Here is a 25,721-nt window from a genome sequence, read left to right as displayed (position 1 = left end):
CCGCACCGCACTCCGTCCGCCAAGCGGCTGGGCCGTCACGCACGCCTCCTGACGGTCCGCCGGGTCACGTGTCGGGCGTCGAGACCGGACAGGCCGCGCACGGCGACGTACGCCTTCTCCCGCCCGGGCAGGGAGACCCGGCCGCGCAGCACGGCCTCCGGGTCGCGCTCGATGCGGTCGAGGAGGCGGCGGTAGATGCCGGCCATGGCGGCGACACAGGCGCCGCTGCGCCGGTCGAGCATGGGGAGCAGCCGGTAGCCCTCGGCGAACAGAGCGCGGGCCCGCCGCACTTCGAAGTGCACGAGGCCCGCGAAGTCGGAGCCCTCCGGCGGCCGCGGCCCGCTGAAGCCGGTCGAGCAGCCGAACTTGGCGAGGTCGTCGGCGGGCAGATAGGTCCGTCCGCCCACGGCGTCCTCACGGACGTCTCTGAGGATGTTGGTGAGCTGGAGCGCGAGACCGAGCGTGTCGGCATACTCCGGCGCGCGGTCCACGCCACGCGCCCCCGGTTCCGTGCCGAACACGCCGAGCGAGAGACGCCCGATGGCGCCCGCCACGCATCGGCAGTAGACCTTCAGGTCGTCCCAGGTCTCGTAGGTCTCGCCGCGGACGTCCATCAGGACGCCGTCGATGAGCTCGTCCAGGCCGCCGAGCGGGATCGGGAAGTGCCCGGCCGCGTGCGAGAGGGCGACGGCGACCGGGTCGGTGTCGTCCTCGCCGACCTCGTCCTCGCGGATCCGGGTGAGCAGCGCCCGGGTCTCCTCCAGCCTGGCCGTCTTGACGTCGTCGGCGAGCGCGCCGTCCCCGATGTCGTCGACCCGCCGCGAGAATGCGTAGAGCGCCGACATCGCGCGGCGCTGCGACGTCGGCAGCAGCCGGATGCCGTAGGCGAAGTTACGGGCCTGCCGCCCGGTGACGGCCTCGCAGTAGCTGTAGGCGGCGAGTACCGGTGGGGACGCGTGTGGTTCCGACTCCACGGTCCGGATCACCCCTCTCCTCGCAGAGTCACGCCCACCTCACGCAGCAACCGGAGCTTGCCGGGCTTGGGCGGGCCGGGAAGTACGTCGTACTCGGCGGCGGCGATCGCGTGGACGGCCGCCCTTCCCCCCGCCACGAACCCCGCGAGCAGCAGCTTCAGCCTGCCGTGGACGCTACCCACCAGGGGGGCGCCTTCATTCAGCAGATCCCGGGCCCTTTGCGCTTCGTACGCGATCAGCGCACGGACCGACGCTCCGGCGGATTTCGTGGCGAGATCCGCTTCCTGGACGTGGAAACGTTTCATGTCGGCCGCGGGCAGATAGACGCGGTCGCGGCCGAGGTCCTCGGCGACGTCCTGGAGGTGCTCGACGATCTGGAGGGCCGTGCAGATCATGTCGGAGCGGCGGATCCGCTCGGGCGTCGAGGTACCGGTGACGGCGAGGACGAGGCGGCCGACGGGGTTGGCGGAGAGCTCGCAGTAGGCGAGCAGGTCGTCGTAGGTCTCGTAGCGGCCGACCAGCTGGTCCTGGCGGTTGGCGGCGATCAGGCCGAGGAACGGCTCGGGGGTCAGCGAGCAGCGGCGCACGGTCGGCTGGAGGCGGCGCAGCAGGGGATGGCGCGGGGTCGCGTCGAAGACGCGGCGCAGGTCGGCCTCGAAGGCGTCCAGCAGGACCAGGCGGTCCTCGGCCTCCCGCGGGGACACGCCGAGCAGACGCGCGTCGGCGCCGCCGGGGGCCAGGTCGCCGTCGCCGATGTCGTCGACCAGGCGGGCGAAGCCGTAGACGGCCATGAGGTCGGTGCGCCAGGCCCGGGGCAGGAAGAAGGGGGCCACCGGGAAGTTCTCGCCGGCGGCCTTGTCGAGCGTGCCGCGCTCCGCATCGAGGGGGCGCGCCGTGCCGGTTCCCGTCACCGTGGGCTGCCCGGCGCGGGGACGGCACGTGCTGCGTTGAGCTGGGGAGTTTCCGTAGCCATCGCCGTCACATCTCCCGTTCTACACTGCCGACCCAATACGCACTATTTCGGACACGCCGCCCAGCCGTCCGCACGGTGGTCCGACGGGCGGTGTCGCGCATTATTGCCCTGATTGCCGTGTTTCGGGACCGGTACAGCTTACGTTGTACAACGCGACACGGTTCGTCAGGGTGTTCCGACACCTCACGAGAACACACCGATTGGCCCCAAGATTCCTGAGATGGGCCGGAGTTGACGTTTCCTTTGCAGACGCCGGGCCCCGCCGGAGCAGTTCCGTCGGGGCCCTGGCCGAATCCGGACTACTTGCCCGTGAACTTCTCGTACTCCTTGAGCACCTCGTCGGTGGGGCCGTCCATGCGCAGCTCGCCGCGCTCCAGCCACAGGACGCGGTCGCAGGTGTCGCGGATGGACTTGTTGTTGTGGCTGACCAGGAAGACCGTGCCGGCTTCCTTGCGCAGCTCCCGGATGCGGTCCTCGGAGCGCTTCTGGAACTTGCGGTCGCCCGTCGCGAGCGCCTCGTCGATCATCAGGACGTCGTGGTCCTTGGCCGCGGCGATGGAGAAGCGGAGCCGGGCCGCCATGCCGGAGGAGTACGTGCGCATGGGCAGGGTGATGAAGTCGCCCTTCTCGTTGATGCCGGAGAAGTCGACGATCTCCTGGTAGCGCTCCTTGATCTCCTCGCGGGACATGCCCATGGCGAGCCCGCCCAATATGACGTTCCGTTCGCCGGTGAGGTCGTTCATCAGGGCCGCGTTGACACCGAGCAGTGAAGGCTGGCCGTCGGTGTAGACCTTGCCCTGCTCGGCGGGGAGCAGACCGGCGATGGCGCGCAGCAGGGTCGACTTGCCGGAGCCGTTGGAGCCGATCAGGCCGATGGCCTCACCGCGGTACGCCACGAAGGAGACGCCGCGCACCGCGTGCACCTTGCGCACGCCGCGCTCCTCGCCGCGCTTGATGATGCGGCTGAGGGCGGCGGTGGCGCTGCCCTTGCCGGTCTTGGCGCCGTTGACGCGGTAGACGATGTGGAGGTCGTCCGCGACGACGGTGGGAATGCGTGCGTCCTGTTGCTGCTCAGCCACGGCCGTACCTCTCCTCCGCCTTCCAGAAGTACACGAAGCCGCCGACGGCGAACAGCACGGCCCAGCCGGCCGCGGCCGCCCAGACGTGGTCGGGCATGTACCTCGAGTCGTACTCGTCGATGAGGGCGAAGCGCATCAGGTCCATGTAGATCGCGGCGGGGTTCCACTGCAGGACGTTCGCGATCCACTGGGGCTTGCCCTCCAGGAAGATCGGGATGGAGAACATCACCCCGGACGCGTACATCCAGGTCCGCATCACGAACGGCATCAGCTGCGCGAGGTCGGGGGTCTTGGCGCCCGCCCGGGCCATGATCAGCGCGAGGCCGGTGTTGAAGAAGAACTGCAGGACCAGCACCGGCACGATCAGCAGCCAGGACAGATCCGGGTAGTGGCCGAAGCCGACCGTGACGGCGAACAGCACGATCATCGAGAACAGCAGCTGCTGGAGCTGCTGCAGCGCGAAGGAGATCGGCAGCGAGGCGCGCGGGAAGTGCAGGGCCCGGACCAGGCCGAGGTTGCCGGAGATCGCGCGCACGCCGGCCATCACCGAGCTCTGCGTGAAGGTGAACACGAAGACGCCCGTGACCAGGAACGGGATGTATACCTCGCGGGGCAGGCCCCGGTCGGCCTCCAGCAGCAGGCCGAAGATGAAGAAGTACACGGCCGCGTTGAGCAGCGGCGTGGCCACCTGCCACAGCTGGCCGAGCTTGGCCTGGCTGTACTGGGCGGTCAGCTTCGCCCGGGAGAAGGCGAGGATGAAGTGCCGCCGGTCCCAGAGCTGACGGACGTACTCGATGAGGGTCGGCCGGGCGCCGCTCACGGTGAGCCCGTGCTTGGCGGCGAGTTCCCCCGCCGTGAGGCCCTCGTCGGGCGCCGCGGGCGCGCTCATCGCGACCGGGGCGTCGTGCGTTGTCTCACTCACTAGTGGAAACTTTCGTCTTCGAGATGCTCGGCCTGTGCCGGGTCCGGCATGAGCCGGGGCCAGGGTACGGCCCGGGGGCTCCCGGGATTTCCCGGATACGAGCTTGTCAGATGACGGGGGGCCGGCCCAGCCGGGTCAGCCGCCACACCGTACGCCACTTCATGGGCCGGCGGGGGCCGCACGAGGTGGTCCAGCCCTCACGGAATCCGCCGAACCAGGCCCGCAGCGCACTGCGGGAGGGGCGGCGCAGCAGAGTGAGCAGCAGCCACACGCCGAGGTAGACGGGGACGAGCGGGGCGGGGAGGTTGCGGCGGGCCAGCCAGACGCGGTTGCGGGCGACCATGCGGTGGTAGACCGCGTGCCGCGAGGGAGCGGTCGTCGGGTGGTAGAGCACCATGTCGGACCGGTAGTCGATCATCCAGCCCGCGTCGAGGGCCCGCCATGCCAGGTCGGTCTCCTCATGGGCGTAGAAGAACTCCTCCGGGAGTCCGCCGACGTCGGCGAAGACGCGGGTGCGCACGGCGTTGGCGCCGCCGAGGAAGGTGGTCACGCGCGAGGAGCGCATCGGGTCGGCGGCGCGCAGCCGGGGGACGTGGCGGCGCTGGGTGACGCCTGTTTCCGGGTCGGCTATGCGGAAGCTCACGATGCCGAGCTTGGGGTCGGCCTCGAACGCCTTGCGGCACAGTTCGGCGGTGTCGTGGCTCGCGAGCAGTCCGTCGTCGTCGAGGAAGAGCAGGATGTCGACGTCCCGCCCGGAGGGCCCGAAGGCCTCGATGCCGACGTTGCGGCCGCCGGGAATGCCGAGGTTCTCGGGCAGCTCGATGGTGCGCACGCCCTCGGGGACGTCCGGGACGGGCGAGCCGTTGCCGACGACGACCACCTCGACCCGGTCGCCGTCCTGCTTGGCGACGGAGTCGAGCAGGGCGCGCAGCTCCTCGGGCCGGTTGCCCATGGTGATGATGACGGCGCCGACCTTCATGCCGCTCACTTCAGCCTGCTGGAGGCGAGGATGGACACGAGGTGCAGCAGGGTCTGCACCAGCGCGATGCCGGCCATGACCGCCACGCCGAGCCGCGAGAAGAAGAGGTCCCCTCGCGCCTGGTCGACGATCGCCAGCACCAGGATCACCAGGGACGCCTCGATGCCGAGGATCAGCCGGTGGAAGTTCAGGGCGGCGGCGGCCTTGCGGGCCAGCGCCATGCCGGAGGAGCGCATCTCGGAAGCGGCCTCCTTGACCGGCGGCTTGCCGGCCTGGTGCCGGGCGACGCCCACGAGGTCGGTCTCCGCCTTGATCAGGACGGCGCCGAGGGCGGCCAGGGTGCCGAGGAAGGCCCACAGCCAGTCGATGCGCCCGCTGCCCCACAGGTCGGCGGCGCGCAGTCCGAAGCCGGTGAGCACCGCGGCGTCGGTGAGATAGGCGCCGACCCGGTCGAGGTAGACCCCGTTGAGCGAGTACTGCTTCTTCCAGCGCGCGATCTCGCCGTCGACGCAGTCCAGCAGCAGATACATCTGGACGCACACCACGCCCAGCACGGCGCCCGCGATCCCCGGCACCAGCAGTGCCGGGGCCGCGAGCACACCGAACACGGTCATCAGGTAGGTGAGCTGGTTGGGCGTGACCCTGGTGTTGACCAGGTAACGGTCGACCCGCAGGGACACCTCACGCATGTAGAGGCGTCCCATCCAGTGCTCACCGCTGCGCCGGTCCTTCACCCCCGGGGGGTGAACGACGGGGCGGAGTTCAGCTACCGATGGCCTTGACATAGTCGGTGTAGGTGTCCTTGATCTGTTCGGGGTTCAGGTCGAGGTGTTCGAGGATGGTGTAGCGGCCGGGGCGGGTCTCCGGGGCGAACTCGACGGCCTTGACGAACTCGTCCGTCGTGAAGCCGATCTCGTCCGGCAGTACGGGCAGGCCGTGCCGGCGCAGCACCTCGGCCATGTGCGCGGACTCCTCGTGCGCACCGCGCAACCACATCGCGAAGGCCGCGGCGAGACCGCACTGCTCGCCGTGGGACGCGGCACGCTTGGGGAACAGCAGGTCGAAGGCGTGGTTGATCTCGTGGCACGACCCCGAGGCCGGCCGCGAGTCGCCCGAGATCGACATCGCGACACCGGTGAGGACGAGCGCCTCGGCGAGTACCTGGAGGAAGCCGTTGTCGCCGACTCCCGCCGGGTGCCGGAGCACGGCCTCGCCCGCTTGGCGGGCCATGGCGGCGGCGAGTCCGTCGATCTTCTCGCCCTTGACGCGGTTGGCCAGTTCCCAGTCGGCGACGGAGTTGATGTTGGAGATCGCGTCGCCGATGCCCGCGCGTACGAAACGCACCGGGGCCTCGCGGATGACGTCCAGGTCGATGACGACCGCGATCGGGTTCGGCACACCGTAGGAGCCGCGGCCCGCGTCGTTGTCGAGGGTGGCGACCGGCGAGCACAGGCCGTCGTGCGCGAGGTTCGTCGGCACGGCGACCAGGGGCAGGCCGACGCGCGCCGCGGCGAACTTGGCACAGTCGATGATCTTGCCGCCGCCGAGGCCGACGACCGCGTCGAAGTGACCGGCCTTTATGTCGCCGGCCAGCCGGACCGCGTCGTCGAGGGTGCCGCCGCCGACCTCGTACCAGGTGGCGCCGGGCATGCTCGGCGAGATGCGCTCGCGCAGCCTGGCCCCGGAGCCGCCGCTGACGGCGACGGCGAGGCGGCCGGAGTGCGAGATGCGCTCGTCGGCGAGGACGCCCGCCAGATCGTCGAGGGCACCCGGGCGGATGTCGACGACGAGCGGCGAGGGGATGAGCCGGGTCAGTACTGGCACGCGATCTCCCGTCCGCGGGCGAGGTCGTCGTGGTTGTCGATCTCCACCCACTTGACGTCGCCGATCGGCGCCACGTCGATGCGGAAGCCGCGGTTGACCAGCTCCTGGTAGCCGTGCTCGTAGAACTGCTGCGGGTCGGTCTCCCACACGGCCTTGAGGGCGTCGGCCAGCTCAGGGGCGGCGTCGCCCTCGATGAGCGTGACGCCGATGTACTCGCCGGTGGCCTCGGCGGGGTCCATCAGCTTGGTGATCTTCGTCATGCCCTTGGCGGGGTCGACGACGACCTTCATCTCCTCGTCCGCGAGGTCCTTGACCGTGTCGAGGGCGAGGATGATCTTCTTGCCGTCGCCGCGGGCGGCGAGCAGCGTCTTCTCGACCGAGACCGGGTGGACGGTGTCGCCGTTGGCGAGGATCACGCCGTCCTTGAGGGCGTCACGCCCGCACCACAGGGAGTAGGCGTTGTTCCACTCCTCGGCCTTGTCGTTGTCGATGAGGGTGAGCTTGAGGCCGTACTTCTTCTCCAGGGCCTCCTTGCGCGCGTACACGGCCTCCTTGCGGTAGCCGACGATGATCGCGACCTCGGTGAGACCGATCTCGGCGAAGTTGCCGAGGGTCAGGTCGAGGACCGTGGGTTCGCCTTCTATGCCCGCGGGGCCCACCGGCACCAGTGCCTTGGGGAGGGTGTCGGTGTAGGGACGCAGACGCCGTCCGGCGCCGGCCGCGAGCACGAGGCCGATCATGCGGGTTCTCCTTCATCGTGTACGGCGGGTGCGCCACCCTGGTGGGCGGCGACCCAGAAGCGGATGCTCTCGACGAGCACCACCAGGGCCACGGCCACGGCCAGTGCCGTGAGCGCGACCTTGAACTGCGAGGCGGTGAGCAGCGCGGCGAGGACAGTGACGAGCAGCGTCCGTCCTTCGTGCCCTCCGATGGAGCGCACCAGCCAGATCGGGGGCGCTCCGGCGTCGCCGCGGATGCGGTAGACGGTGTCGTAGTGATGGTAGGCGACCGCGGCCACCAGCCCGAAAGCCGCGGGAAGGGCTCCGTTCACGTCCGCCTTGGCCGCCAGGACCAGGACGGTGCCGTACTCGGCGGCGCGGAAGATCGGGGGGACCAGCCAGTCGAGGGGGCCCTTGAGGGGGCGGGCGACGGCGAGGCCGGAGGTCAGGGCGTAGCCGAGGGCCGCGACGACCGGCCAGGGGCCGCCGAAGTCCGTCAGCGCCGCGGTGAGGACGAGGGCCAGACCGCCGAGCAGGGCGATGACGGGGGCGGTGAAGCCCGGCAGCCCGCGGGCGGGCTTCTTCAGCGCCTCCGCGAACCCCTGGGCGAGCGGGCCGCTGTCGGCGAGGTCGGCCAGGGCGGTGGCCGCCCGGTCGGTCCGCCTGGCCTTGCGGGTCAGGGAGCGCAGCACCCGCCCCGCAGTGGTGTACGTCGCGGCGAAGGCGCAGCCGATGAGCAGCGCGTAGAAGGTGATGCGGGGGGTGGTGACCGCCGTGAGCACGGCGATCATCGCCCAGCGCTCGCCGATGGGCAGGACGATTATCCGCCGCACCCAGACCGTCCAGCCGACGCTGTCGAGCTTGTCGGAGAGGGCGGCGGTGGGACTCGTGTTGGCGGTGGCGTCGTGGTTGGCCTCGTTGAAGGAGAAGTCCACGACGTGCCGGCAGGTCTGCAGGACCATGGCGCCGAGGGCGAGGGCCCACACGTCGTCCCCGCCGCGGGCCGCTCCGAGGGCGAGGCCCGCGTAGTAGGCGTACTCCTTGGCCCGGTCGAAGGTGGCGTCCAGCCAGGCGCCGAGTGTGGAGTACTGCAGGGAGTAGCGGGCGAGCTGGCCGTCGGTGCAGTCCAGCACGAAGGACGCGATCAGCAGGACACCGGCCGCGACGAAGCCGCCGCGGGTGCCGGTGGCCGCGCAGGCCGCCGCTATGAGGGCGGTGATCAGCGAGGCGGTGGTGACCTGGTTCGGGGTCAGACCGCGGCGGGCGCACCAGCGGGCGATGTAGCGGGAGTAGGGGCTGATGCAGTAGGTGGTGAAGAAGCCGTCGCGGGCCTTCACGGCCGACTTCAGACGGACGGCCTCGTCGTCGACGTCCGCCACCGCCTGCCGTGCCTCGTTGCGGGCCTGCGGGTCGGCGGGGACGGCGGCGACCAGACTGCCCAGCTCGGGGCGGTGCACGCCGGTGGCGTCGGCGTCGAGGGCGGTGAGGATGCGGTCGGCGAGGCTGTCGACCAGGGTGGTGCCGCCTGCGGAGTTCTCGCGGGCCATCGCCCGGGTCAGGGCCTGGCGCCCGGCAGGCTGGGCCGTGACGGCTCCGGGGATCCCGGCGAGCGGGAAGCGGGGGTCGGTGAGGCCGAGGCGCAGCGCGTGCACGTGCCCCACGAAGCGGGCGTCGACCAGGGCGACCCTCTCATCGCCCGGCACCTCGGCCAGGAGGGTCTCGGCCTCGGCGGCGTCGGCCGCGACCCGGAGGTCGAACCCGAGGGACCGCAGGTCGGCCTCGATCGACGATCCGGGGACCGGCTGGCCGGTGAGGATGGCGGTCGACAACCGAATTCACTCCCTGGGTACCGACGTGTCCGCGCCGGTGATGTGCATGGTGGGGGCGCCTTCTCCGGTGGCTCCCGGGCGGCATGTCGGCAGAGGCTATCGGATGCATGGAAGGCCACGTTCACCGCCCGTTCGGCGGCTGGATCGACGTGGTTCGCACGAGCCCTTGCCTCGATCATCATCGTGGATCCGGGGGCCGCCCCACAAACCGTGCCCCTCCTATGCGGACATCGGGGACATTGCGCAGGCGGTCACCGCGTCCGCATAGGGTGGGCGACCATGACGTGGCTGATCACCGGCGGTGCCGGCTATATCGGAGCACATGTGGCCAGGGCCATGACCGAGGCCGGGGAACGCGTCCTCGCCCTGGACGACCTGTCGGCCGGGGTACCCGCGCGGCTCCCGGAACAGGTCCCGCTCGTGCGAGGATCCTCGCTGGACGGGGAGCTGCTGAAGCGTGTCTTCGCCGAGCACGGCGTGACGGGTGTGGTGCACCTCGCGGCGCGCAAGCAGGTCGCCGAGTCCGTCGCGCAGCCCACCCGCTACTACCGGGAGAACGTCGGCGGTCTGGTGACCCTGCTGGACGCGGTCGCCGCGGCCGGGATCGAGCGCTTCGTGTTCTCCTCGTCGGCGGCCGTGTACGGCGACCCGGGTGTGGACCTCATCACGGAGGACACCCCCTGCGCGCCGGTGAACCCCTACGGCGAGACCAAGCTCGCCGGGGAGTGGCTGGTGCGGGCGGCGGGAAAGGCGCACGGGATCTCCACCGTATGTCTGCGCTATTTCAACGTGGCGGGCGCCGCCGCGCCGGAGCTCGCGGACACCGGTGTGTTCAACATCGTCCCGATGGTCTTCGACCGGCTGACGCGCGACGAGGCGCCCCGGATCTTCGGCGACGACTACCCGACCCCGGACGGCACCTGCGTCCGTGACTACATTCACGTCGCCGACCTGGCCGAGGCCCATCTGGCGGCGGCCCGGCGACTGGCCGACGGCGGCATCACGGGCGACCTGACGGTCAACATCGGCCGCGGCGAGGGCGTCTCGGTCCGCGAGCTCATCACGGTCATCGGCGAGGTGACGGGCGACCGGCGACCCCCGCTCGTCGAGGAACGCCGCCCCGGCGACGCCCCGCGGGCGGTGGCGTCGGCCGCCCGGGCGGCCGAGGAGCTCGGCTGGACGGCCCGGCGCGGGGTACGCGAGATGACCGAGTCGGCCTGGCGCGGCTGGCTGCTGCACCACGGCTCCTGATCCTCCGACCCGCCCTGACCTGCGCATCGTTTCCGCAGGTCAGGGCACATGACAACGGTGTTCAGTGCCGCGTTGCACATACCCCCTCCCCGTAGTTCACTGGGGTGCCCGGGCACGATCAGGCGGACACAGGAGGCGGACTTCTCATGGGGGCTGGGCACGATCACGGGCACGCGCACGGCGCGGCCGGCGGGACGGCGACCTCGGCGTACCGCGGCAGGCTGCGGGCAGCCCTGGCGATCACGCTCGGCATCGTGGTCGTGCAGATCGTCGGTGGCACCCTCGCCGACTCGCTCGCGCTCGTCGCGGACTCGGCGCACATGGCGACGGACGCCCTGGGCCTCGGCATGGCGCTGCTCGCGATCCACTTCGCGAGCCGTCCGCCCAGCGAGCAGGCCACCTTCGGCTATGCCCGGGCCGAGATCCTCGCCGCCCTGGCCAACTGCCTCCTGCTGCTCGGGGCCGGCGGGTACGTCGTCTACGAGGCGGTCCAGCGCTTCATCACGCCCGCGCAGACCGAGGGCCGGCTGGCCCTGCTGTTCGGTGTGATCGGCCTGGTCGCGAATCTGGTGTCGCTGTCGCTGCTGATGCACGGGCAGAAAGAGAGCCTGAACGTGCGCGGCGCGTTCCTGGAGGTCGCGGCGGACGCGCTCGGGTCGGTCACGGTGATCGTCTCGTCCGTGGTGATCATGCTCACGGGCTGGCAGGCCGCCGACCCGATCGCCTCGCTCGTGATCGCGCTGATGATCGCGCCCCGGACGTGGAAGCTGCTGCGCGAGACGCTGTCGGTGCTGCTGGAGGCCGCCCCCAAGGGCGTCGACATGGCTCAGGTGCGGTCGCACATCCTCGCGACGGACGGCGTGGAGGACGTCCACGACCTGCACGCCTGGACGATCACCTCCGGTATGCCCGTGCTGTCGGCGCACGTGGTGGTCAGCTCGGAGGCCCTGAACGCGATAGGCCACGAGAAGATGCTCCACGAACTCCAGGGCTGCCTCGGCGACCACTTCGACGTGGAGCACTGCACCTTCCAGCTGGAACCGGTCGGGCACGCGGAGCACGAGGCGCGGCTCTGCCACTGACGTGGGTGGCTTCCGGGAGGCTGAGACACGTGGGGCGCACCCCAATGAGAGTGCGCCGGGGAACGCAACCCTCCGCCGTACGCCCGCGTCCTGAGCCCCACAGCTCCGGTGGGGACGATTTTCCGCCTGCCTGGCCGGGCACGATCATCTACCGGGTCCCTTTTCCGGTGTCGGACCGGTGCCGGCCGCGGTCCGCGTCACCGCGCGGGACATGCGGGCGTGCCGCGAAGTGCCGGGAGTGCCGGATTCGTACGGCAGACTTGGGGCGCGAAGACCGATGTGAAGGATGGGTATGCCGATCACACCTGCCACCGCGACGCACAACCCGTCGAACGGCACCGCAGACGCGATTTTGCTGGAACTGGTCGACGAGGACGGCGTGACGATCGGCACCGCGGAGAAGCTCGCCGCCCACCAGCCGCCCGGGCAGCTGCACCGCGCGTTCTCCGTGTTCCTCTTCGACGAGTACGGCCGGCTGCTGCTCCAGCAGCGGGCGCTGGGCAAGTACCACTCCCCCGGTGTGTGGTCCAACACGTGCTGCGGTCACCCCTACCCCGGCGAGGCGCCCTTCGCCGCGGCGGCGCGGCGCACGTTCGAGGAGCTCGGCGCCTCCCCGTCCCTGCTGGCCGAGGCGGGCACGGTCCGCTACAACCACCCGGACCCGGAGTCCGGTCTGGTGGAGCAGGAGTACAACCACCTCTTCGTCGGCATGGTGCAGGCCGTGGTGCGGCCCGATCCGGAGGAGGTGGCGTCGACGGTGTTCGTGACCCCGCCGGAGCTTGCCGAGCGGCATGCCAAGGACACCTTCTCGGCCTGGTTCATGACCGTCCTGGACGCGGCCCGGCCGGCGATCAGGGAGCTGACGGGGCCGTCCGCCGGCTGGTGATGCCGGCGCCGGCGGGACGGGGCGTCAGGCGAAGCCCGCGGGCTTGAGCGGCAGGGCGGCCCAAATCACCTTGCCGCCGCTCGCGGTGTACTCCACCTCGCACAGACCGCCCGCCTCCCGGGTGACCTCGCGCACCAGGAGCAGTCCGCGCCCGCCGGTGCGGCCGTGGTCGGTCTCCAGGGCGGTGGGCCGGTACGGATGGTTGTCCTCCACGGACACCCGGAGCCACTCGGCACCGACAGCCAGCTCGACGACCACCGTCGGCGACAGCACGGCCGCGTGCTTCACGGCGTTGGTGACCAGCTCCGAGACGATCAGCAGCAGTCCCTGGGCCAGGTCGTCCGAGACCGGCACCCCCTGGCGCAGCAGCAGATCCCGTACGGCGTGCCGCGCCTGGGGGACCGAGGCCTCGACCGCCGGTGCGGTGAACCTCCAGACCCCTTCGTAGGGCAGCGGATCCGCGGGCCCGGGTCCGAGGGGCGCCGCGCCGCCCTCTGGGCGCGGACCGAACCCACGCCCGTCGTCGTCCATCGTCCGGTCGCCACCCTCGCGCTCGATTGTCGCCACACCTCGAGTGTTGGTAACGATGCACCTCGCACCCCGGGACTGAACAGAAGTCAGCAACTATCGAGCGCTTCTGATCGTTGGCGTATGACACGGTCAGTTGTGGGACTGGTCCTGTCCTTGTTGTGCCGTCTCGGCGAACTATTCGGGTTGTACGGGTTTGGCATGCGGATAGCATCCGGCGCATGGAGCCGCAGCTGGAACACCGCGTGACCGACTCGGTCGCGACGGTCGTCATACGTCATCCCGAGAAGCGCAACGCCATGACGGCAGCGATGTGGCGCTCCCTCCCCCCACTGCTGGAGGAACTCGCGGGGGACCCGGAGGTACGGGCGCTGGTGCTGACCGGTGAGGGCCGGACGTTCTGTGCGGGGGCCGACATCTCGACGCTGCGGGGCTCGCCCGAGGAGGCGCAGGGGCTGGCCGTGCGGGCCGAGGAGGCGCTGGCCGCGTTCCCGAAGCCGACGCTGGCCGCGATCCGCGGGCACTGTGTGGGCGGCGGGTCGCAGTTGGCGGCGGCCTGTGATCTGCGGTTCGCCGAGGAGGGGGCGCTGTTCGGTGTGACGCCCGCGAAGCTCGGCATCGTGTACCCCGCGTCCTCGACCCGGCGGCTGGTGTCCCTGGTGGGGCCGGCCACCGCCAAGTACCTGCTGTTCTCCGGGGAGTTGATCGACGCGCAGCGGGCGCTGCGCACCGGGCTGGTGGACGAGGTGCTGCCGGAGGGCGAACTCGGCAAGCGCGTCGCGGAGTTCACCCGGGCACTGGTGTCGCGTTCGCAGCTGACGCAGGCGGCGGCCAAGGAGTTCGCGGACGGGCGCACGGACCGGGACGCGTACTGGGCCGGGCAGGCGCGCGGGAGCGGCGACACCGCGGAGGGTGTCGCCGCGTTCCTGGAGCGCCGGCAGCCGCGGTTCGGCTGGAGCGTGCCTACGTCAGGATGACGCCGGAGTGCTCGCGGAGCAGTTCGACGAGGTGCGCGGGGGCCTTCTCGGGTGATCCTGCGTCGTAGGGCGGCTGCGGGTCGTACTCGGTGGCGAGCTGGACGAGCCGCGCGTGGTCGTCGCCCGCGATCCGGCCGAGCAGGGTGAGTCCCATGTCGATGCCGGAGGAGACGCCGGCCGCGGTGACGTACTTGCCGTCGGTGACGACCCGCTCCCCCGTCGGCTCGACGCCGTGGCGCCTGAGCTCCTCCAGGGCCAGCCAGTGGGAGGTCGCGCGGCGGCCCCGCAGGAGTCCGGCGGCGGCGAGCAGCAGGGAGCCGGTGCACACGGACGTGGTCCAGGTGCTGGTGGCGTCGGCGGTGCGCAGCCAGGTGAGCAGGGGCCCGTCCGTCGCCAGCGGGAGGGGGCCGGGGCCGCCGGGGACCACGATGATGTCGGGGTGCGGCACGTCGGCCAGGGCCCGGTCGGCGATGAGCGCGAGGTTCCCCGAGTCGTTGCGCACGGGGCCGGCCTCCTCGGCGACGAAGACGGTCTCCGCGTCCGGGAGCCGGCCGAGGGTCTCGTAGGGGCCGATGGCGTCGAGGGCGGTGAAGCGGTCGTAGAGGACGATGGCGATCTGCATGGGGACCTTTCGTCGGCTGGTGTGGATGGCTGCCGGTGGCTGTCGATGGCTGTCCATCGCTGTCGATGGGTTCAGGGTGTGGTCGCGGGGCGGAAGCGGCGGCGGTACTCGGCCGGGGGCGTTCCGAGGGTCCGGACGAAGGCCCGGCGCATGGCCTCGGGGGTGCCGTAGCCGCTGGCGCGGGCGATCTCCTCGACGCCGTCGGCGGTGTCCTCCAGCAGGCGCCGGGCGTGTTCGAGGCGGACGCGGTCGACGTAGCGGCCCGGTGTCATGCCGGTCTCGGCGCGGAAGGCGCGGGCGAAGTGGCGGGGTGAGAGACGGGCGCGGTGGGCGAGGGCGTCGACGCTGAGGTCCGCGCCGGGGTGGTCGGTGATCCACCGCTGGACGTCCCGCAGGGGCTCCCGCTGTGCGGTCTGGGCCGCGAGCTGGGCACTGAACTGGGCCTGGTTGCCCGGGCGGCGCAGGAACACCACCAGGTGCCGGGCGATCGTCAGGGCGGCGTCGCGGCCCAGGTCCTCCTCGACCAGGGCGAGGGCCAGGTCGATGCCGGCGGTGACCCCGGCCGAGGTGGAGATGTACCCGTCGCGTACGTAGACGGGGTCGGGGTCGATCTCGACGGCCGGGTACTCGCGGGCCAGCCGGTCGCAGTAGGCCCAGTGGGTGGTCGCGCGGCGGCCGTCCAGCAGGCCCGCCCCGGCGAGCACGGCGGCGCCGGTGCACACGGAGACCAGACGGGCGGCGCGCGGCCCGCGCTCGCGCACCCAGTCGACCAGGCGCGGGTCGGGCCGCAGGCTGCCCGGCCCGCCGGGGACGAGAAGGGTGTCCGGGTCTCCCGCGCCGGCCAGGGACTCGTCGGGTACGAGGGTCAGGCCGCTGGTGGTCCGCACGGGCGCGCCGTCCAGGGAGGCGGTACGGATCCGGTACGTGCCCGGGGAGATCAGCTCCGCGCCGGCGAAGACCTCCAAGGGGCCGGTGACGTCGAGACTCTGCAGGTCGTCGAAGAGGACGGCGAGAACCGTGCGAGGGGCCATGCCGTCGATTCTTCGCGGGGCCCGGTCATGGCCGCAAGGACGACTACCCCACCTTTTCTGCCATGCGGCACAAGGCCTGGAGGACATACCAAGCGGTTGGTAACCTGCCGGGCATGACGACTGCCGCCCTGGAGCCGCGCGCCGGCCGACGCTGCCACAACATGCTCAACTCACTGCACTCGACGCACTACTTCTCCCCCGATCTCGGGCGGGAGCTGGGCGCCCTCGGGGTCACCCATCCGCGTGCCGTGAACTTCGCCGTGCGGGCCGCCGCCTTCGGTCCGGTCGGCGCCGGCCCGGTGGCGGCGGCCTTCTACAACTACAGGTACGAGCTGGTGGCCCGGCACGTGCCGGCGGTGTGGGAGACCGCGGCGCCCGCGCAGGTCCTCGCGGCACGCGCGCGTGCGGTCGACGCGACCCTGCGCCGTCTGCTCGGCGAGGAGGCCCTGGCGTCGGCGGAGATGGCCGAGGCCGCGCGGCTCGCGCTGCGCGCCACCGAGGCCTGCTCGCGCGCGGCACGGCCGCTGTACGCCGCCCACGCCGACCTGCCCGTGCCCGAGAATCCGCACCTCGCCTACTGGCACGCGGCGACCCTGCTGCGCGAGCACCGGGGTGACGGGCACCTGGCCGCCCTGATGTCCGCGGGTCTCGACGGCCTGGAGGCGATGGTGACCCACACGGCGACGGGCAAGGGCATGACCCCGAAGTGGGTGTGCGGCACCCGGGGCTGGAGCCGGGAGGACTGGGACGCGGCGACGGAACGGCTGCGGGACCGCGGACTGCTGGACGCCTCCGGCGACCTCACCGAGCGGGGCGTCACCCTGCGCCGGGAGATCGAGGAGGAGACGGACCGCCTGGACCGTGCCCCGTACGAGCACCTGGGTCCGGAGGGTGTGGCACGGCTGACCGAACTGGGCGGGGTGTTCGCACACGCGGCGCTGGTGGCGGGAGCGTACCCGGCCGATCTGATCGGCAAGGGTGACGCATAGTGACGCGTTCCTGAGGTACCCGCTCTCCACCGGCCGTCAGGGCCGGGAGTGGAGAAAGGGGAATTTCGTGTTCCGTGCTATCGCAGACGTGCTGCGCCAGATCGGCGGGGCCATCGCCACCGTCGTGACGCTTCCCTTCCGGGCCCTGGCCCGGCTGTTCGGCGGGGCCTCGTCCTCCACCCGCCGGGCCTGATCCGGACCGCGACCTGCCGGGTACCGCCCTGATCCCCGGGTGTCGGCGCCACCTGCCACAATTGCCGCGCAACCTCAGTGGAGAAGGCGGTACGGGATCGTGACGACACCCGGGTCCATCGGGTCCATCAACGCAGTGTCCATCGAAGGCAGGATCGCCGAGGAGCTCGGCGTACGGGAGCGGCAGGTCAGGGCCGCCGTGGAACTGCTCGACGGCGGTTCTACGGTGCCCTTCATCGCCCGCTACCGCAAGGAAGCGACGGAGATGCTCGACGACGCGCAGCTGCGCACCGTCGAGGAGCGGCTGCGCTACCTGCGGGAACTGGAGGAGCGGCGGGCGGCGATCCTTGAGTCGGTGCGCGAGCAGGGCAAGCTCACCGAGGAGCTGGAGGCGAGCATCCGGGGCGCCGAGACGAAGGCGCGCCTGGAGGACATCTACCTCCCGTACAAGCCCAAGCGGCGCACCAAGGCGCAGATCGCCCGTGAGGCCGGACTCGAGCCGCTGGCGGAGGGGCTGCTCGGCGATCCGTCGGTCGAGCCCCTCGCCGCGGCCGCCGCGTTCGTCGACGCCGACAAGGGCGTCGCCGACCCGCAGGCCGCCCTGGACGGTGCCCGGGCTATCCTCACCGAGCGGTTCTCGGAGGACGCCGACCTGATCGGCGAGCTGCGCGAGCGCATGTGGGTGCGCGGGCGGCTGGCCGCCAAGGTGCGGGACGGGAAGGAGGAGGCGGGGGCGAAGTTCTCCGACTACTTCGACTTCGCCGAACCGTTCACCGACCTGCCCTCGCACCGCATCCTCGCGATGCTGCGCGGCGAGAAGGAGGAGGTCCTCGACCTCGTCCTGGAGCCCGAGGAGCAGACGGACGGCCCCTCCTCGTACGAGGGGATCGTCGCCCACAAGTTCGGCATCGCCGACCGGGGCCGCCCCGGTGACAAGTGGCTGAAGGACACGGTCCGCTGGGCGTGGCGCACCCGCATCCTCGTCCACCTCGGCATCGACCTGAGGCTGCGGCTGCGCACGGCCGCCGAGGACGAGGCGGTGCGGGTCTTCGCCGCGAACCTGCGCGACCTGCTGCTGGCCGCCCCTGCGGGCACGCGCGCGACGCTCGGCCTGGACCCCGGCTTCCGTACGGGTGTGAAGGTCGCCGTGGTCGACGCGACCGGCAAGGTCGTCGCCACCGACGTGATCCACCCGCACGTGCCGGCCAACCGGTGGGACGAGGCCATCGCCAAGCTGGCCCGGCTCGCGAAGGAGCACGCGGTCGAGCTGGTCGCCATCGGCAACGGCACGGCGTCCCGCGAGACCGACAAGCTCGCCGGTGAACTGATCACCAAGCACCCCGAGTTGAAGCTCACGAAGGTGATGGTGTCCGAGGCCGGGGCGTCCGTGTACTCGGCGTCCGCGTTCGCCTCCCAGGAGCTGCCCGACATGGACGTGTCGCTGCGCGGCGCCGTGTCGATCGCCCGCCGGCTCCAGGATCCGCTGGCCGAGCTGGTGAAGATCGACCCGAAGTCCATCGGCGTCGGCCAGTACCAGCACGACCTGTCCGAGGTGAAGCTGTCGCGCTCGCTGGACGCGGTGGTGGAGGACTGCGTGAACGGCGTCGGGGTGGACGTCAACACGGCGTCGGCCCCGCTGCTCGCCCGGGTCTCCGGCATCACCTCCGGGCTCGCCGAGAACATCGTGGCGCACCGGGACCAGAACGGGCCGTTCAAGGCCCGCGGCGAGCTGAAGAAGGTGGCGCGGCTCGGCCCGAAGGCGTACGAGCAGTGCGCGGGCTTCCTGCGGATCCGCGGCGGCGACGACCCGCTGGACGCGTCCAGCGTGCACCCCGAGGCGTACCCGGTGGTCCGGCGCATGGTGAAGACCACCGGGCAGGAGGTCGCCTCGCTCGTCGGCAACACCGGGGTGCTGCGCTCGCTGAGGCCGCAGGACTTCGTGGACGAGACGTTCGGTCTGCCCACCGTCACCGACATCCTGAAGGAGTTGGAGAAGCCCGGCCGAGACCCGCGGCCGGCCTTCAAGACGGCCGCCTTCAAGGAGGGTGTGGAGAAGATCTCCGACCTGACGTCCGGGATGGTCCTGGAGGGCGTCGTGACGAACGTCGCGGCGTTCGGGGCGTTCATCGACATCGGCGTCCACCAGGACGGTCTGGTGCACGTCTCGGCGATGTCCAAGACGTTCGTGAAGGACCCGCGGGACGTGGTGAAGCCCGGCGACATCGTCAAGGTGAAGGTGCTCGACGTCGACATCCCCCGCAAGCGGATCTCGCTGACGCTGCGCCTGGAGGACGAGGCGGCGGCCTCGCAGGGCCAGGGCGGCGGCTCCGGTGAGCGTCGGCAGCGGGGTGGGCGTCCGCCGCAGCAGCGGCAGGGCGGGCGTAGCGGTGGCGGCGGCCGTGGTGGCGGTTCGCGTCAGGCGCCTGCGCCGGCCAACAGCGCGATGGCCGATGCGCTGCGCCGCGCGGGGCTGGCGGACCCCAAGGGCGGCAAGCGCTGACGGCTCCGCCGTGGGTGCAATGGGGAGCTGCGGGGCCGTTGTGGCTGGTCGCGCTCGCGCGGCGGAGCCGCAGATCGAAACGGTCCCGCGCCCCTGAAAAGCGGGGCTTCGCCCCTCTTTCACACCTAGGGTGAAGGTATGTCTGCCATCACCTGGGAAGTGTTCGCCAGCCGGGGGTTCGAGACCGCCTGGCCCGACCAAGGGGAAGGCGTGTTGCGGGCGCGCGGGCGGGCCGTCGGTATCGAACCCGAGCCGTACTGGGTCTCGTACGCGCTGGAAACCGGCGACGGCTTCGTGACCCGGCGGCTGACCGTCACCGCGGAGACCGGGGACGGACCCCGCGAGCTCGACCTGCGGCACGACGGTCACGGCCGGTGGACCGCGAACGGCGAGCCGCTGCCGGACGTCGGCGGAGCCCTCGACTGCGATCTCGGGCTGTGCCCGCTCACCAACACCATGCCGGTGCTGCGGCACGGGCTCCACCGGGAGCCCGGCGAGCGGGAGTTCCTCATGGCCTGGGTGTCGGTGCCGGACCTGGCCGTGCGGCCGTCGCGGCAGACCTACACGCATCTGCGGCCGGGGCACGTCCGCTTCTCCTCGGGCGACTTCCGCACCGATCTGGAGTTCGACGAGGAGGGGTTCGTCGTCGATTACCCGCAGCTGGCCACGCGCCTGACGGCCCGTTAGCGTTCCGTCACCTTGCCGTCCGCCACCTCCAGGCGGCGGGTGACGTGCACCGCGTCCAGCATGCGGCGGTCGTGGGTGACCAGCAACAGCGTGCCCTCGTAGGCGTCGAGGGCGGCCTCCAGCTGCTCGATGGCGGGCAGGTCGAGGTGGTTGGTCGGCTCGTCGAGGACCAGGAGGTTGACGCCCCGGCCCTGGAGCAGTGCCAGGGCCGCGCGGGTGCGCTCGCCCGGGGAAAGGCTTGCCGCGGGGCGCAGGACGTGGTCCGTCTTGAGGCCGAACTTGGCCAGGAGAGTGCGGATCTCGACCGGTTCGGTGTCCGGGACCGCCGCACGGAAGGCATCGAGCAGGGACTCCTCGCCGTGGAACAGCTTGCGGGCCTGGTCCACCTCGCCGAGCAGGACGCCCGAGCCGAGTGCCGCGTGCCCGGCGTCCAGCGGGACGCGGCCGAGGAGGGCGGCGAGCAGCGTGGACTTGCCCGCGCCGTTCGCGCCGGTGACCGCCACCCGGTCCGCCCAGTCGATCTGCAGGGAGACGGGGCCGAGGACGAAACCGCCGCGGCGCACCTCGGCGTCCCGCAGGGTCGCGACGACGGCTCCCGAGCGCGGGGCCGACGCGATCTCCATGCGCAGCTCCCACTCCTTGCGGGGCTCCTCGACGACGTCGAGGCGCTCGATCATGCGCTGGGTCTGGCGGGCCTTCGCGGCCTGCTTCTCGCTGGCCTCGCTGCGGAACTTGCGGCCGATCTTGTCGTTGTCGTTGCCCGCCTTGCGGCGCGCGTTCTTCACGCCCTTGTCCATCCAGGAGCGCTGCGTCTGCGCGCGGTCCTGGAGGGCCGCCTTCTTGTCGGCGTACTCCTCGAACTCGTCGCGGGCGTGCCGGCGGGCGACCTCCCGCTCCTCCAGATAGGCCTCGTAGCCACCGCCGAAGAGGTTGATCTGCCGCTGGGCCAGGTCGAGTTCGAGAACCTTGGTGACGGTGCGGGTGAGGAATTCACGGTCGTGGCTGACGACCACCGTGCCGGCGCGCAGGCCGCTCACGAAGCGTTCGAGGCGCTCCAGGCCGTCAAGGTCGAGGTCGTTGGTCGGCTCGTCGAGGAGGAAGACGTCGTAGCGGGACAGGAGCAGGGAGGCGAGACCGGCGCGGGCGGCCTGGCCGCCGGACAGGGACGTCATCGGCTGGTCCAGGCCGACGGCGAGACCGAGGCCGTCGGCGACCTCCTCGGCGCGTTCGTCGAGATCGGCGCCGCCGAGGCCGAGCCAACGCTCCAGGCTGGTGGCATAGGCGTCGTCGGCACCGGGTGCCCCGTCGACCAGGGCCTGGGTGGCCTCGTCCATGGTCCGCTGGGCCTCGGCGACGCCGGTGCGGCGGGCGAGGAACGCCCGGACGGTCTCACCGGGGCGGCGGTCCGGCTCCTGTCGGAGGTAGCCGACGGTGGCGGTCGGCGGGGACAGGCGCAGTTCGCCCTGCTCGGGCGCGGTGAGTCCGGCGAGCATTCTGAGCAGGGTGGACTTGCCCGCGCCGTTGGCCCCGACCAGGCCGATCACGTCGCCGGGCGCGACGACGAGGTCGAGTCCGGTGAACAGGGAGCGGTCGCCGTGGCCGGCGGCGAGGTTCTTGGCGACGAGGGTGGCAGTCATCAGAGCGCCGATCCTAACGGCCGGGCCGCTCAGTGGTTCACGGCCGTCACCAGGACGCTTCCGGAGGTGCGCGCCACGACGAACGCCCGGCCCCGGACGGCCTTGGCGTCGAGGGCGACACGGTGGCGGCCGGCTTCGAGGACGCCGTCGAAGATCTCGTGGGCGTGGGTGCGGGAGAACCGGTCGAGGCGGTACGCGGTGAGGGTGACGCGGCAGGTGGAGGTGACCTCGAGGTCCGCGCCGTCGTCGGTCGCGGTGAGGCCGGTGAGGCGGCGCCGGTCGGCGGGGCTGCGGTCCAGGGCGTGTTCGATCTGGGCGACGAGGAGCGGGACGATCGGGGCGAGGCCGTCGACATGGGCGACCGGGACCCCGGCGCGCTCGAAGGCCCGGCGGACGGCGGCACGTTCCCGCTCGCCCGCCACGTGGCCGAAGGCGACGGCGCCGTAGCCGCGGAGTTCTTCGGCGGGTACGCCGTCGGCGTCATGGGCGATGTCGGCGCCGACGCCGATGGTGCGCAGGGCCGCGGCGAGCTTGGCGAGGACGGCGACGCGGGCGCCGATCAGCAGGACGCGGCGCCGCGAGTCGGGCGCGGAGCCGTTCAGCAGGGCGCTCAGTGCCGTGCGGTACTCGGCGCCGCGGAAGCGGAACGGGCCGATGCCGTGGTAGCCGTTGAGCTCCAGGTCGGCCTGGTCGTCGGTCTGCCAGGCGAAGTCCCGCCAGATGACGTCCTCGCCGTCGCCCTGGATGACGGCGGTGACGGCCCCGCAGGCCAGGTCCTCGCACTCGGGGCAGCCGTAGACGACGTACCGGCCGCCCGGTAACGGGGCCGGGCTCTCCAGGAGCAGGCTGCGGACCTGCGCGGTGAAGATCGCGGGCGGGACGTCGGACGCGAGCGGGGAGACCGCGTCGAGGTCGGAGAGCTGGAACAGCAGCGGGCGTCCGTCGACGATGAAGTCCACGAAGTCGCGGTGGACCTGGTAACCGCCGTCGTTGAGAACTCCCCCGGCTCGCATCGCGGGAGCCAGGCCGAAGGTCGCGTACTCGGCACACATACGGTGAGTATCCCCACACTGCGCGTGATGTGAGCACGGCATGACACATTCCGCTACGGTCCGGGCATGGCGCGTGAGTCGAGTGGCGAGATCGTGGTGGTCGGCGGCGGGGTGGTCGGGCTGACGACCGCCCTGGTCCTCGCGGAGCGGGGGGCGTCGGTACGGGTGTGGACGCGGGACGCCGTCGAGGCGACCACCTCCGCCGTTGCGGGCGCGCTGTGGTGGCCGTACCGGATCGAACCGCTCGCGGCGGCGCGTGAGTGGGCGCTGCGGTCCCTGGAGGTGTACGAGGACCTGGCGGCCCGGGCCGAACCGGCCGGCGTACGCATGGTCGAAGGGGTACTGGGCGAGACCGGTCTCGACGAGGCCGACGGGTGGCTGGCGGGCCGGGTACCGGGACTGCGGGCGTCCACGACCGAGGAGTACGCGGGTACGGGCGTCCGGGCGCGGCTGCCGCTGATCGACATGCCGGCCCATCTGCCGTGGCTGCGGGAGCGGTTCGTCGCCGGGGGCGGCGTGGTCGAGACACGTACGGTGTCCTCCTTCGCGGAGGTGGACGCGCCGGTCGTGGTCAACTGCGCGGGGCTCGCCGCGCGGGAACTGGTGCCCGACCCCTCGGTACGGCCCGTGCGCGGCCAGTTGGTCGTCGTGGAGAACCCCGGGATCGACACCTGGCTGGTCACCACCGACGCGGCCGGGGAGCACGCGTACCTGTTCCCGCAGCCGGGCGGACTCGTCCTCGGCGGTACGTCCGAGGAGGACTCGTGGTCGCTGGAGCCCGACCCCGCGACGGCCGAGGCGATCGTCCGCCGCTGTGCGGCACTCCGGCCGGAGATCGCCGGGGCCCGGGTGCTGGGGCACCGGGTGGGGCTGCGGCCCACCCGGCCGGCGGTCCGCCTGGAGCACGACGCCCTGCCTGACGGACGGCTGCTGGTCCACAACTACGGCCACGGCGGCGCGGGCGTGACGGTGGCCTGGGGGTGCGCGGAGGAAGCCGCCCGGCTGGTCTCGGGCTGAGGCGGGCGGCGCCCCGCCAGGGGCGCGGGGCTGTGACATGTGCGGCTCCGCCGCGTGGGCGCGACCGGCCCCGTACGTCCGCAATCGCCGCACCACCCTGACCACCCGGGGCTCACCCCGGGGCGCGAGTCGGCCGGCGAGACGCGCGGGCGGCCCGGGTTCGTGGAACCCGGGCCGCCCGCTGCGTGGGATCAGTGCTTGCCGATCGGGTCTCCCTCCACGTCCGGGCCGCGGCCCGGACCGACGCGGAGTTCGAACTCGCCGTCGTACTTCTTGTGGCCTTCCATCACGGCCATCTCGACCGCCTCGGAGCCCATCTGCTCGCGCACGATCACCGGGTCACGGCGCAGGTCGCGCATGAGGGCGACACACATGAAGGTCATCACGACGACGAACGGCGCTGCCGCGAGGATCGTGAGGTTCTGCAGACCCGTCAGGGCGTCGCCCTGGCCGCTGCCGACCAGGAGCATGATCGCGGCCACCGCACCGGTGACCACACCCCAGAACACCACCACGAACCGGCCCGGTTCGAGCGCGCCCTTCTGCGACAGGGTGCCCATGACGATCGAGGCCGCGTCGGCGCCCGAGACGAAGAAGATGCCGACGAGGATCATCACGAGCAGGCTCGTGACGGTGGCGATGGGGAACTGCTGGAGCACGTCGAAGAGCTGGCCCTCGGGGGTCGCCTCCTTGCCGAGCTTCCCTTCCTCCTGCATCCTCATGGCCGAGCCGCCGAAGATCGCGAACCAGATCAGGCTGACCGTGCTGGGGACGAGGATGACACCGCCGACGAACTGGCGGATCGTGCGGCCCCGGCTGATGCGGGCGATGAACATGCCGACGAACGGCGTCCAGGAGATCCACCACGCCCAGTAGAAGACCGTCCAGCTGCCCAGCCAGTCGGCCACGCCCTCGCCGCCGCTCGCCTCGGTCCGGCCGGCCAGCTGGGGCAGGTCACCGAGGTAGGCGAAGACGGAGGTGGGCAGCAGGTCCAGGACGATGATGGTCGGGCCCGCCACGAAGACGAACAGGGCGAGGATCAGCGCCAGCACCATGTTGGTGTTGGACAGCCACTGAATGCCCTTCTCCACACCGGAGATCGCGGAGGCGACGAAGGCCAGGGTCAGCACCGCGATGATCGTGACGAGCAGCCCGGTGCTCACCTTGTCCATCCACTTCAGCTCCTGGACACCGGAGCCGATCTGGAGCGCGCCGAGCCCCAGGGAGGCGGCGGAGCCGAAGACGGTCGCGATGATCGCGAGGACGTCGATGGCCCGGCCCATGCCTCCGTTGGCGTTCTTCTTGCCGATGAGCGGGGTGAAGACGGCGCTGATGGTCTGCCGGCGCCGCCTGCGGAAGGTGCTGTAGGCGATGGCGAGGCCGACCACCGCGTAGATCGCCCAGGGGTGGAGCGTCCAGTGGAACAGGGTGGTGGCCATGGCCGTCTCCATGCGTTCGCCGGAGTCGGCCGGGTCGGTGCCCGGCGGGGGCGTGCCGTAGTGCGAGAGCGGCTCGCTCACGCCGTAGAACATCAGGCCGATGCCCATGCCGGCGCTGAACATCATCGCGACCCAGGACACCGTGCGGAACTCGGGTTCCTCACCCTCCGCACCCAGGTGGATACGGCCGTACCGGCTGATCGCGAGCCAGAGGGCGAAGACGACGAAGCCGGAGGCCGCGAGCATGAACGCCCAGCCGCCGTTGTGCATCAGCCCGCTGAGCATGCTGGTGGAGACGTCTTCGAGCGAGTCGGTCGCGGTGGCGCCCCAGACCACGAAGGCGAGGGTGAGGACCGCCGTGACGCCGAAGACGATGCGGTCGGTCTGCGGCCGGTGCTGACCTGGCAGGCCCGCGTCCGACCCCGGCAGCGCGGCTCCCTCCGGGGAGTCCTTGTCGCTTGGTCGTTCTTGCGTCACAGGCGGAACCTTTCATCGGGACAGCGGAGGAGGATGTAGGTCCTCCGTAAACGCT

At 71.6% G+C, this 25,721-nt stretch carries 24 protein-coding genes; 9 read left to right on the top strand and 15 right to left on the bottom strand.

Features of this window, described 5'->3' with window-relative positions:
• Positions 1 to 35: 35 nt before the first annotated feature.
• The 9 genes from hpnD to K4G64_RS06760 form a co-directional block, all read right to left on the bottom strand.
• The gene (hpnD, locus tag K4G64_RS06800; RefSeq protein ID WP_221755111.1) at positions 36 to 986 is read right to left on the bottom strand and encodes a presqualene diphosphate synthase HpnD; all 951 of its coding nucleotides are present in this window, start codon (positions 984 to 986) and stop codon (positions 36 to 38) included.
• Complete coding sequence (hpnC, locus tag K4G64_RS06795; protein ID WP_221755110.1) at positions 983 to 1,885, bottom strand: squalene synthase HpnC; 903 nt, start codon at positions 1,883 to 1,885, stop codon at positions 983 to 985. Before hpnC ends, hpnD begins: the two co-directional genes overlap by 4 nt.
• A gap of 361 nt (positions 1,886 to 2,246) precedes the next feature.
• The gene (locus K4G64_RS06790) at positions 2,247 to 3,026 is read right to left on the bottom strand and encodes an ABC transporter ATP-binding protein (protein WP_097222056.1); all 780 of its coding nucleotides are present in this window, start codon (positions 3,024 to 3,026) and stop codon (positions 2,247 to 2,249) included.
• On the bottom strand, positions 3,019 to 3,948 hold the full coding sequence (locus tag K4G64_RS06785; RefSeq protein ID WP_221755109.1) for an ABC transporter permease: 930 nt from the start codon (positions 3,946 to 3,948) through the stop codon (positions 3,019 to 3,021). The genes K4G64_RS06790 and K4G64_RS06785 overlap by 8 nt, the downstream gene beginning before the upstream one ends.
• 106 nt (positions 3,949 to 4,054) lie before the next feature.
• Positions 4,055 to 4,927, bottom strand: a complete 873-nt coding sequence (locus tag K4G64_RS06780; RefSeq protein ID WP_221755108.1) for a glycosyltransferase family 2 protein — start codon at positions 4,925 to 4,927, stop codon at positions 4,055 to 4,057.
• Positions 4,928 to 4,932: 5 nt separating this feature from the next.
• Entirely contained in the window at positions 4,933 to 5,712 is a 780-nt protein-coding gene (locus K4G64_RS06775) for a CDP-alcohol phosphatidyltransferase family protein (protein WP_221755107.1), read from the bottom strand.
• The gene (locus tag K4G64_RS06770; protein ID WP_221755106.1) at positions 5,690 to 6,751 is read right to left on the bottom strand and encodes an iron-containing alcohol dehydrogenase family protein; all 1,062 of its coding nucleotides are present in this window, start codon (positions 6,749 to 6,751) and stop codon (positions 5,690 to 5,692) included. The genes K4G64_RS06775 and K4G64_RS06770 overlap by 23 nt, the downstream gene beginning before the upstream one ends.
• Positions 6,739 to 7,491, bottom strand: a complete 753-nt coding sequence (locus tag K4G64_RS06765) for a sugar phosphate nucleotidyltransferase (RefSeq protein ID WP_221755105.1) — start codon at positions 7,489 to 7,491, stop codon at positions 6,739 to 6,741. Before K4G64_RS06765 ends, K4G64_RS06770 begins: the two co-directional genes overlap by 13 nt.
• Positions 7,488 to 9,299 (bottom strand): DUF5941 domain-containing protein, encoded by a 1,812-nt coding sequence (locus tag K4G64_RS06760; protein ID WP_221755104.1) that lies wholly within the window; start codon positions 9,297 to 9,299, stop codon positions 7,488 to 7,490. The genes K4G64_RS06765 and K4G64_RS06760 overlap by 4 nt, the downstream gene beginning before the upstream one ends.
• A 279-nt stretch (positions 9,300 to 9,578) precedes the next feature.
• Here K4G64_RS06760 and galE point away from each other — a divergent pair, with 279 nt between their 5' ends.
• The 3 genes from galE (at position 9,579) to idi (ending at position 12,518) form a co-directional block, all read left to right on the top strand.
• Positions 9,579 to 10,550, top strand: a complete 972-nt coding sequence (galE, locus tag K4G64_RS06755) for a UDP-glucose 4-epimerase GalE (RefSeq protein WP_221755103.1) — start codon at positions 9,579 to 9,581, stop codon at positions 10,548 to 10,550.
• 146 nt (positions 10,551 to 10,696) lie between these two features.
• Entirely contained in the window at positions 10,697 to 11,632 is a 936-nt protein-coding gene (locus K4G64_RS06750) for a cation diffusion facilitator family transporter (RefSeq protein ID WP_221755102.1), read from the top strand.
• Positions 11,633 to 11,924: 292 nt separating this feature from the next.
• Positions 11,925 to 12,518 carry an isopentenyl-diphosphate Delta-isomerase gene (gene idi / locus K4G64_RS06745; protein ID WP_142157065.1) on the top strand — a complete coding sequence of 198 codons (594 nt, stop codon included), beginning with the start codon at positions 11,925 to 11,927 and terminating at the stop codon, positions 12,516 to 12,518.
• 24 nt (positions 12,519 to 12,542) lie between these two features.
• On the opposite strand, the gene K4G64_RS06740 is transcribed toward idi, so the two are convergent.
• Entirely contained in the window at positions 12,543 to 13,049 is a 507-nt protein-coding gene (locus K4G64_RS06740) for an ATP-binding protein (RefSeq protein WP_221755130.1), read from the bottom strand.
• A gap of 218 nt (positions 13,050 to 13,267) precedes the next feature.
• Here K4G64_RS06740 and K4G64_RS06735 point away from each other — a divergent pair, with 218 nt between their 5' ends.
• On the top strand, positions 13,268 to 14,023 hold the full coding sequence (locus tag K4G64_RS06735; protein ID WP_221755101.1) for an enoyl-CoA hydratase/isomerase family protein: 756 nt from the start codon (positions 13,268 to 13,270) through the stop codon (positions 14,021 to 14,023).
• Here the strand turns inward: K4G64_RS06735 and K4G64_RS06730 are convergent.
• Together K4G64_RS06730 and K4G64_RS06725 are read right to left on the bottom strand one after the other, a co-directional pair.
• Positions 14,010 to 14,645, bottom strand: a complete 636-nt coding sequence (locus tag K4G64_RS06730) for a DJ-1/PfpI family protein (protein ID WP_221755100.1) — start codon at positions 14,643 to 14,645, stop codon at positions 14,010 to 14,012. The two genes, K4G64_RS06735 and K4G64_RS06730, sit on opposite strands and share 14 nt — an antisense overlap.
• A gap of 71 nt (positions 14,646 to 14,716) precedes the next feature.
• Positions 14,717 to 15,676 carry a GlxA family transcriptional regulator gene (locus K4G64_RS06725; RefSeq protein ID WP_221755099.1) on the bottom strand — a complete coding sequence of 320 codons (960 nt, stop codon included), beginning with the start codon at positions 15,674 to 15,676 and terminating at the stop codon, positions 14,717 to 14,719.
• Positions 15,677 to 15,789: 113 nt separating this feature from the next.
• On the opposite strand from K4G64_RS06725, the gene K4G64_RS06720 reads away from it, so the two are divergent.
• The 4 genes from K4G64_RS06720 (at position 15,790) to K4G64_RS06710 (ending at position 20,044) form a co-directional block, all read left to right on the top strand.
• Positions 15,790 to 16,665 (top strand): hypothetical protein, encoded by an 876-nt coding sequence (locus K4G64_RS06720; protein ID WP_221755098.1) that lies wholly within the window; start codon positions 15,790 to 15,792, stop codon positions 16,663 to 16,665.
• A 67-nt stretch (positions 16,666 to 16,732) separates the two neighbouring features.
• Positions 16,733 to 16,858 (top strand): LPFR motif small protein, encoded by a 126-nt coding sequence (locus tag K4G64_RS39895; RefSeq protein WP_267889763.1) that lies wholly within the window; start codon positions 16,733 to 16,735, stop codon positions 16,856 to 16,858.
• Between the two features lie 99 nt (positions 16,859 to 16,957).
• The gene (locus K4G64_RS06715; protein WP_221755097.1) at positions 16,958 to 19,357 is read left to right on the top strand and encodes a Tex family protein; all 2,400 of its coding nucleotides are present in this window, start codon (positions 16,958 to 16,960) and stop codon (positions 19,355 to 19,357) included.
• A gap of 138 nt (positions 19,358 to 19,495) precedes the next feature.
• Positions 19,496 to 20,044, top strand: coding sequence for a putative glycolipid-binding domain-containing protein (locus tag K4G64_RS06710; protein WP_221755096.1), 549 nt, complete (start codon positions 19,496 to 19,498; stop codon positions 20,042 to 20,044).
• Here the strand turns inward: K4G64_RS06710 and K4G64_RS06705 are convergent.
• A complete protein-coding gene (locus K4G64_RS06705) occupies positions 20,041 to 21,681 on the bottom strand; it encodes an ABC-F family ATP-binding cassette domain-containing protein (RefSeq protein WP_221755095.1) in 1,641 nt (546 codons plus the stop codon). The two genes, K4G64_RS06710 and K4G64_RS06705, sit on opposite strands and share 4 nt — an antisense overlap.
• Positions 21,682 to 21,710: 29 nt before the next feature.
• Positions 21,711 to 22,733 carry an oxidoreductase gene (locus K4G64_RS06700; protein WP_221755094.1) on the bottom strand — a complete coding sequence of 341 codons (1,023 nt, stop codon included), beginning with the start codon at positions 22,731 to 22,733 and terminating at the stop codon, positions 21,711 to 21,713.
• A 66-nt stretch (positions 22,734 to 22,799) separates the two neighbouring features.
• Here K4G64_RS06700 and K4G64_RS06695 point away from each other — a divergent pair, with 66 nt between their 5' ends.
• Entirely contained in the window at positions 22,800 to 23,750 is a 951-nt protein-coding gene (locus tag K4G64_RS06695; RefSeq protein ID WP_221755093.1) for an FAD-binding oxidoreductase, read from the top strand.
• A 191-nt stretch (positions 23,751 to 23,941) separates the two neighbouring features.
• On the opposite strand, the gene K4G64_RS06690 is transcribed toward K4G64_RS06695, so the two are convergent.
• Positions 23,942 to 25,666, bottom strand: a complete 1,725-nt coding sequence (locus tag K4G64_RS06690; protein WP_221755092.1) for a BCCT family transporter — start codon at positions 25,664 to 25,666, stop codon at positions 23,942 to 23,944.
• Positions 25,667 to 25,721 lie beyond the last annotated feature (55 nt).

The organism is Streptomyces sp. WAC04114 (assembly GCF_019733245.1).
Lineage (GTDB): Bacteria > Actinomycetota > Actinomycetes > Streptomycetales > Streptomycetaceae > Streptomyces > Streptomyces massasporeus_A.
This window is presented reverse-complemented; position numbering and strand designations above follow the sequence as displayed.

Excerpts from the sequence above, each read along its gene's own strand:
- K4G64_RS06780 (WP_221755108.1), bottom strand. The coding sequence starts at position 4,927 with ATGAAGGTCGGCGCCGTCATCATCACCATGGGCAACCGGCCCGAGGAG.
- K4G64_RS06730 (WP_221755100.1), bottom strand. The coding sequence starts at position 14,645 with ATGCAGATCGCCATCGTCCTCTACGACCGCTTCACCGCCCTCGACGCC.
- K4G64_RS06735 (WP_221755101.1), top strand. The coding sequence starts at position 13,268 with ATGGAGCCGCAGCTGGAACACCGCGTGACCGACTCGGTCGCGACGGTC.
- idi (WP_142157065.1), top strand. The coding sequence starts at position 11,925 with ATGCCGATCACACCTGCCACCGCGACGCACAACCCGTCGAACGGCACC.
- K4G64_RS06765 (WP_221755105.1), bottom strand. The coding sequence starts at position 7,491 with ATGATCGGCCTCGTGCTCGCGGCCGGCGCCGGACGGCGTCTGCGTCCC.
- K4G64_RS06740 (WP_221755130.1), bottom strand. The coding sequence starts at position 13,049 with ATGGACGACGACGGGCGTGGGTTCGGTCCGCGCCCAGAGGGCGGCGCG.
- K4G64_RS06720 (WP_221755098.1), top strand. The coding sequence starts at position 15,790 with ATGACGACTGCCGCCCTGGAGCCGCGCGCCGGCCGACGCTGCCACAAC.
- K4G64_RS06710 (WP_221755096.1), top strand. The coding sequence starts at position 19,496 with ATGTCTGCCATCACCTGGGAAGTGTTCGCCAGCCGGGGGTTCGAGACC.
- K4G64_RS06775 (WP_221755107.1), bottom strand. The coding sequence starts at position 5,712 with ATGTCAAGGCCATCGGTAGCTGAACTCCGCCCCGTCGTTCACCCCCCG.
- K4G64_RS06725 (WP_221755099.1), bottom strand. The coding sequence starts at position 15,676 with ATGGCCCCTCGCACGGTTCTCGCCGTCCTCTTCGACGACCTGCAGAGT.
- galE (WP_221755103.1), top strand. The coding sequence starts at position 9,579 with ATGACGTGGCTGATCACCGGCGGTGCCGGCTATATCGGAGCACATGTG.
- K4G64_RS06695 (WP_221755093.1), top strand. The coding sequence starts at position 22,800 with ATGGCGCGTGAGTCGAGTGGCGAGATCGTGGTGGTCGGCGGCGGGGTG.
- K4G64_RS06750 (WP_221755102.1), top strand. The coding sequence starts at position 10,697 with ATGGGGGCTGGGCACGATCACGGGCACGCGCACGGCGCGGCCGGCGGG.
- K4G64_RS06700 (WP_221755094.1), bottom strand. The coding sequence starts at position 22,733 with ATGTGTGCCGAGTACGCGACCTTCGGCCTGGCTCCCGCGATGCGAGCC.
- K4G64_RS06705 (WP_221755095.1), bottom strand. The coding sequence starts at position 21,681 with ATGACTGCCACCCTCGTCGCCAAGAACCTCGCCGCCGGCCACGGCGAC.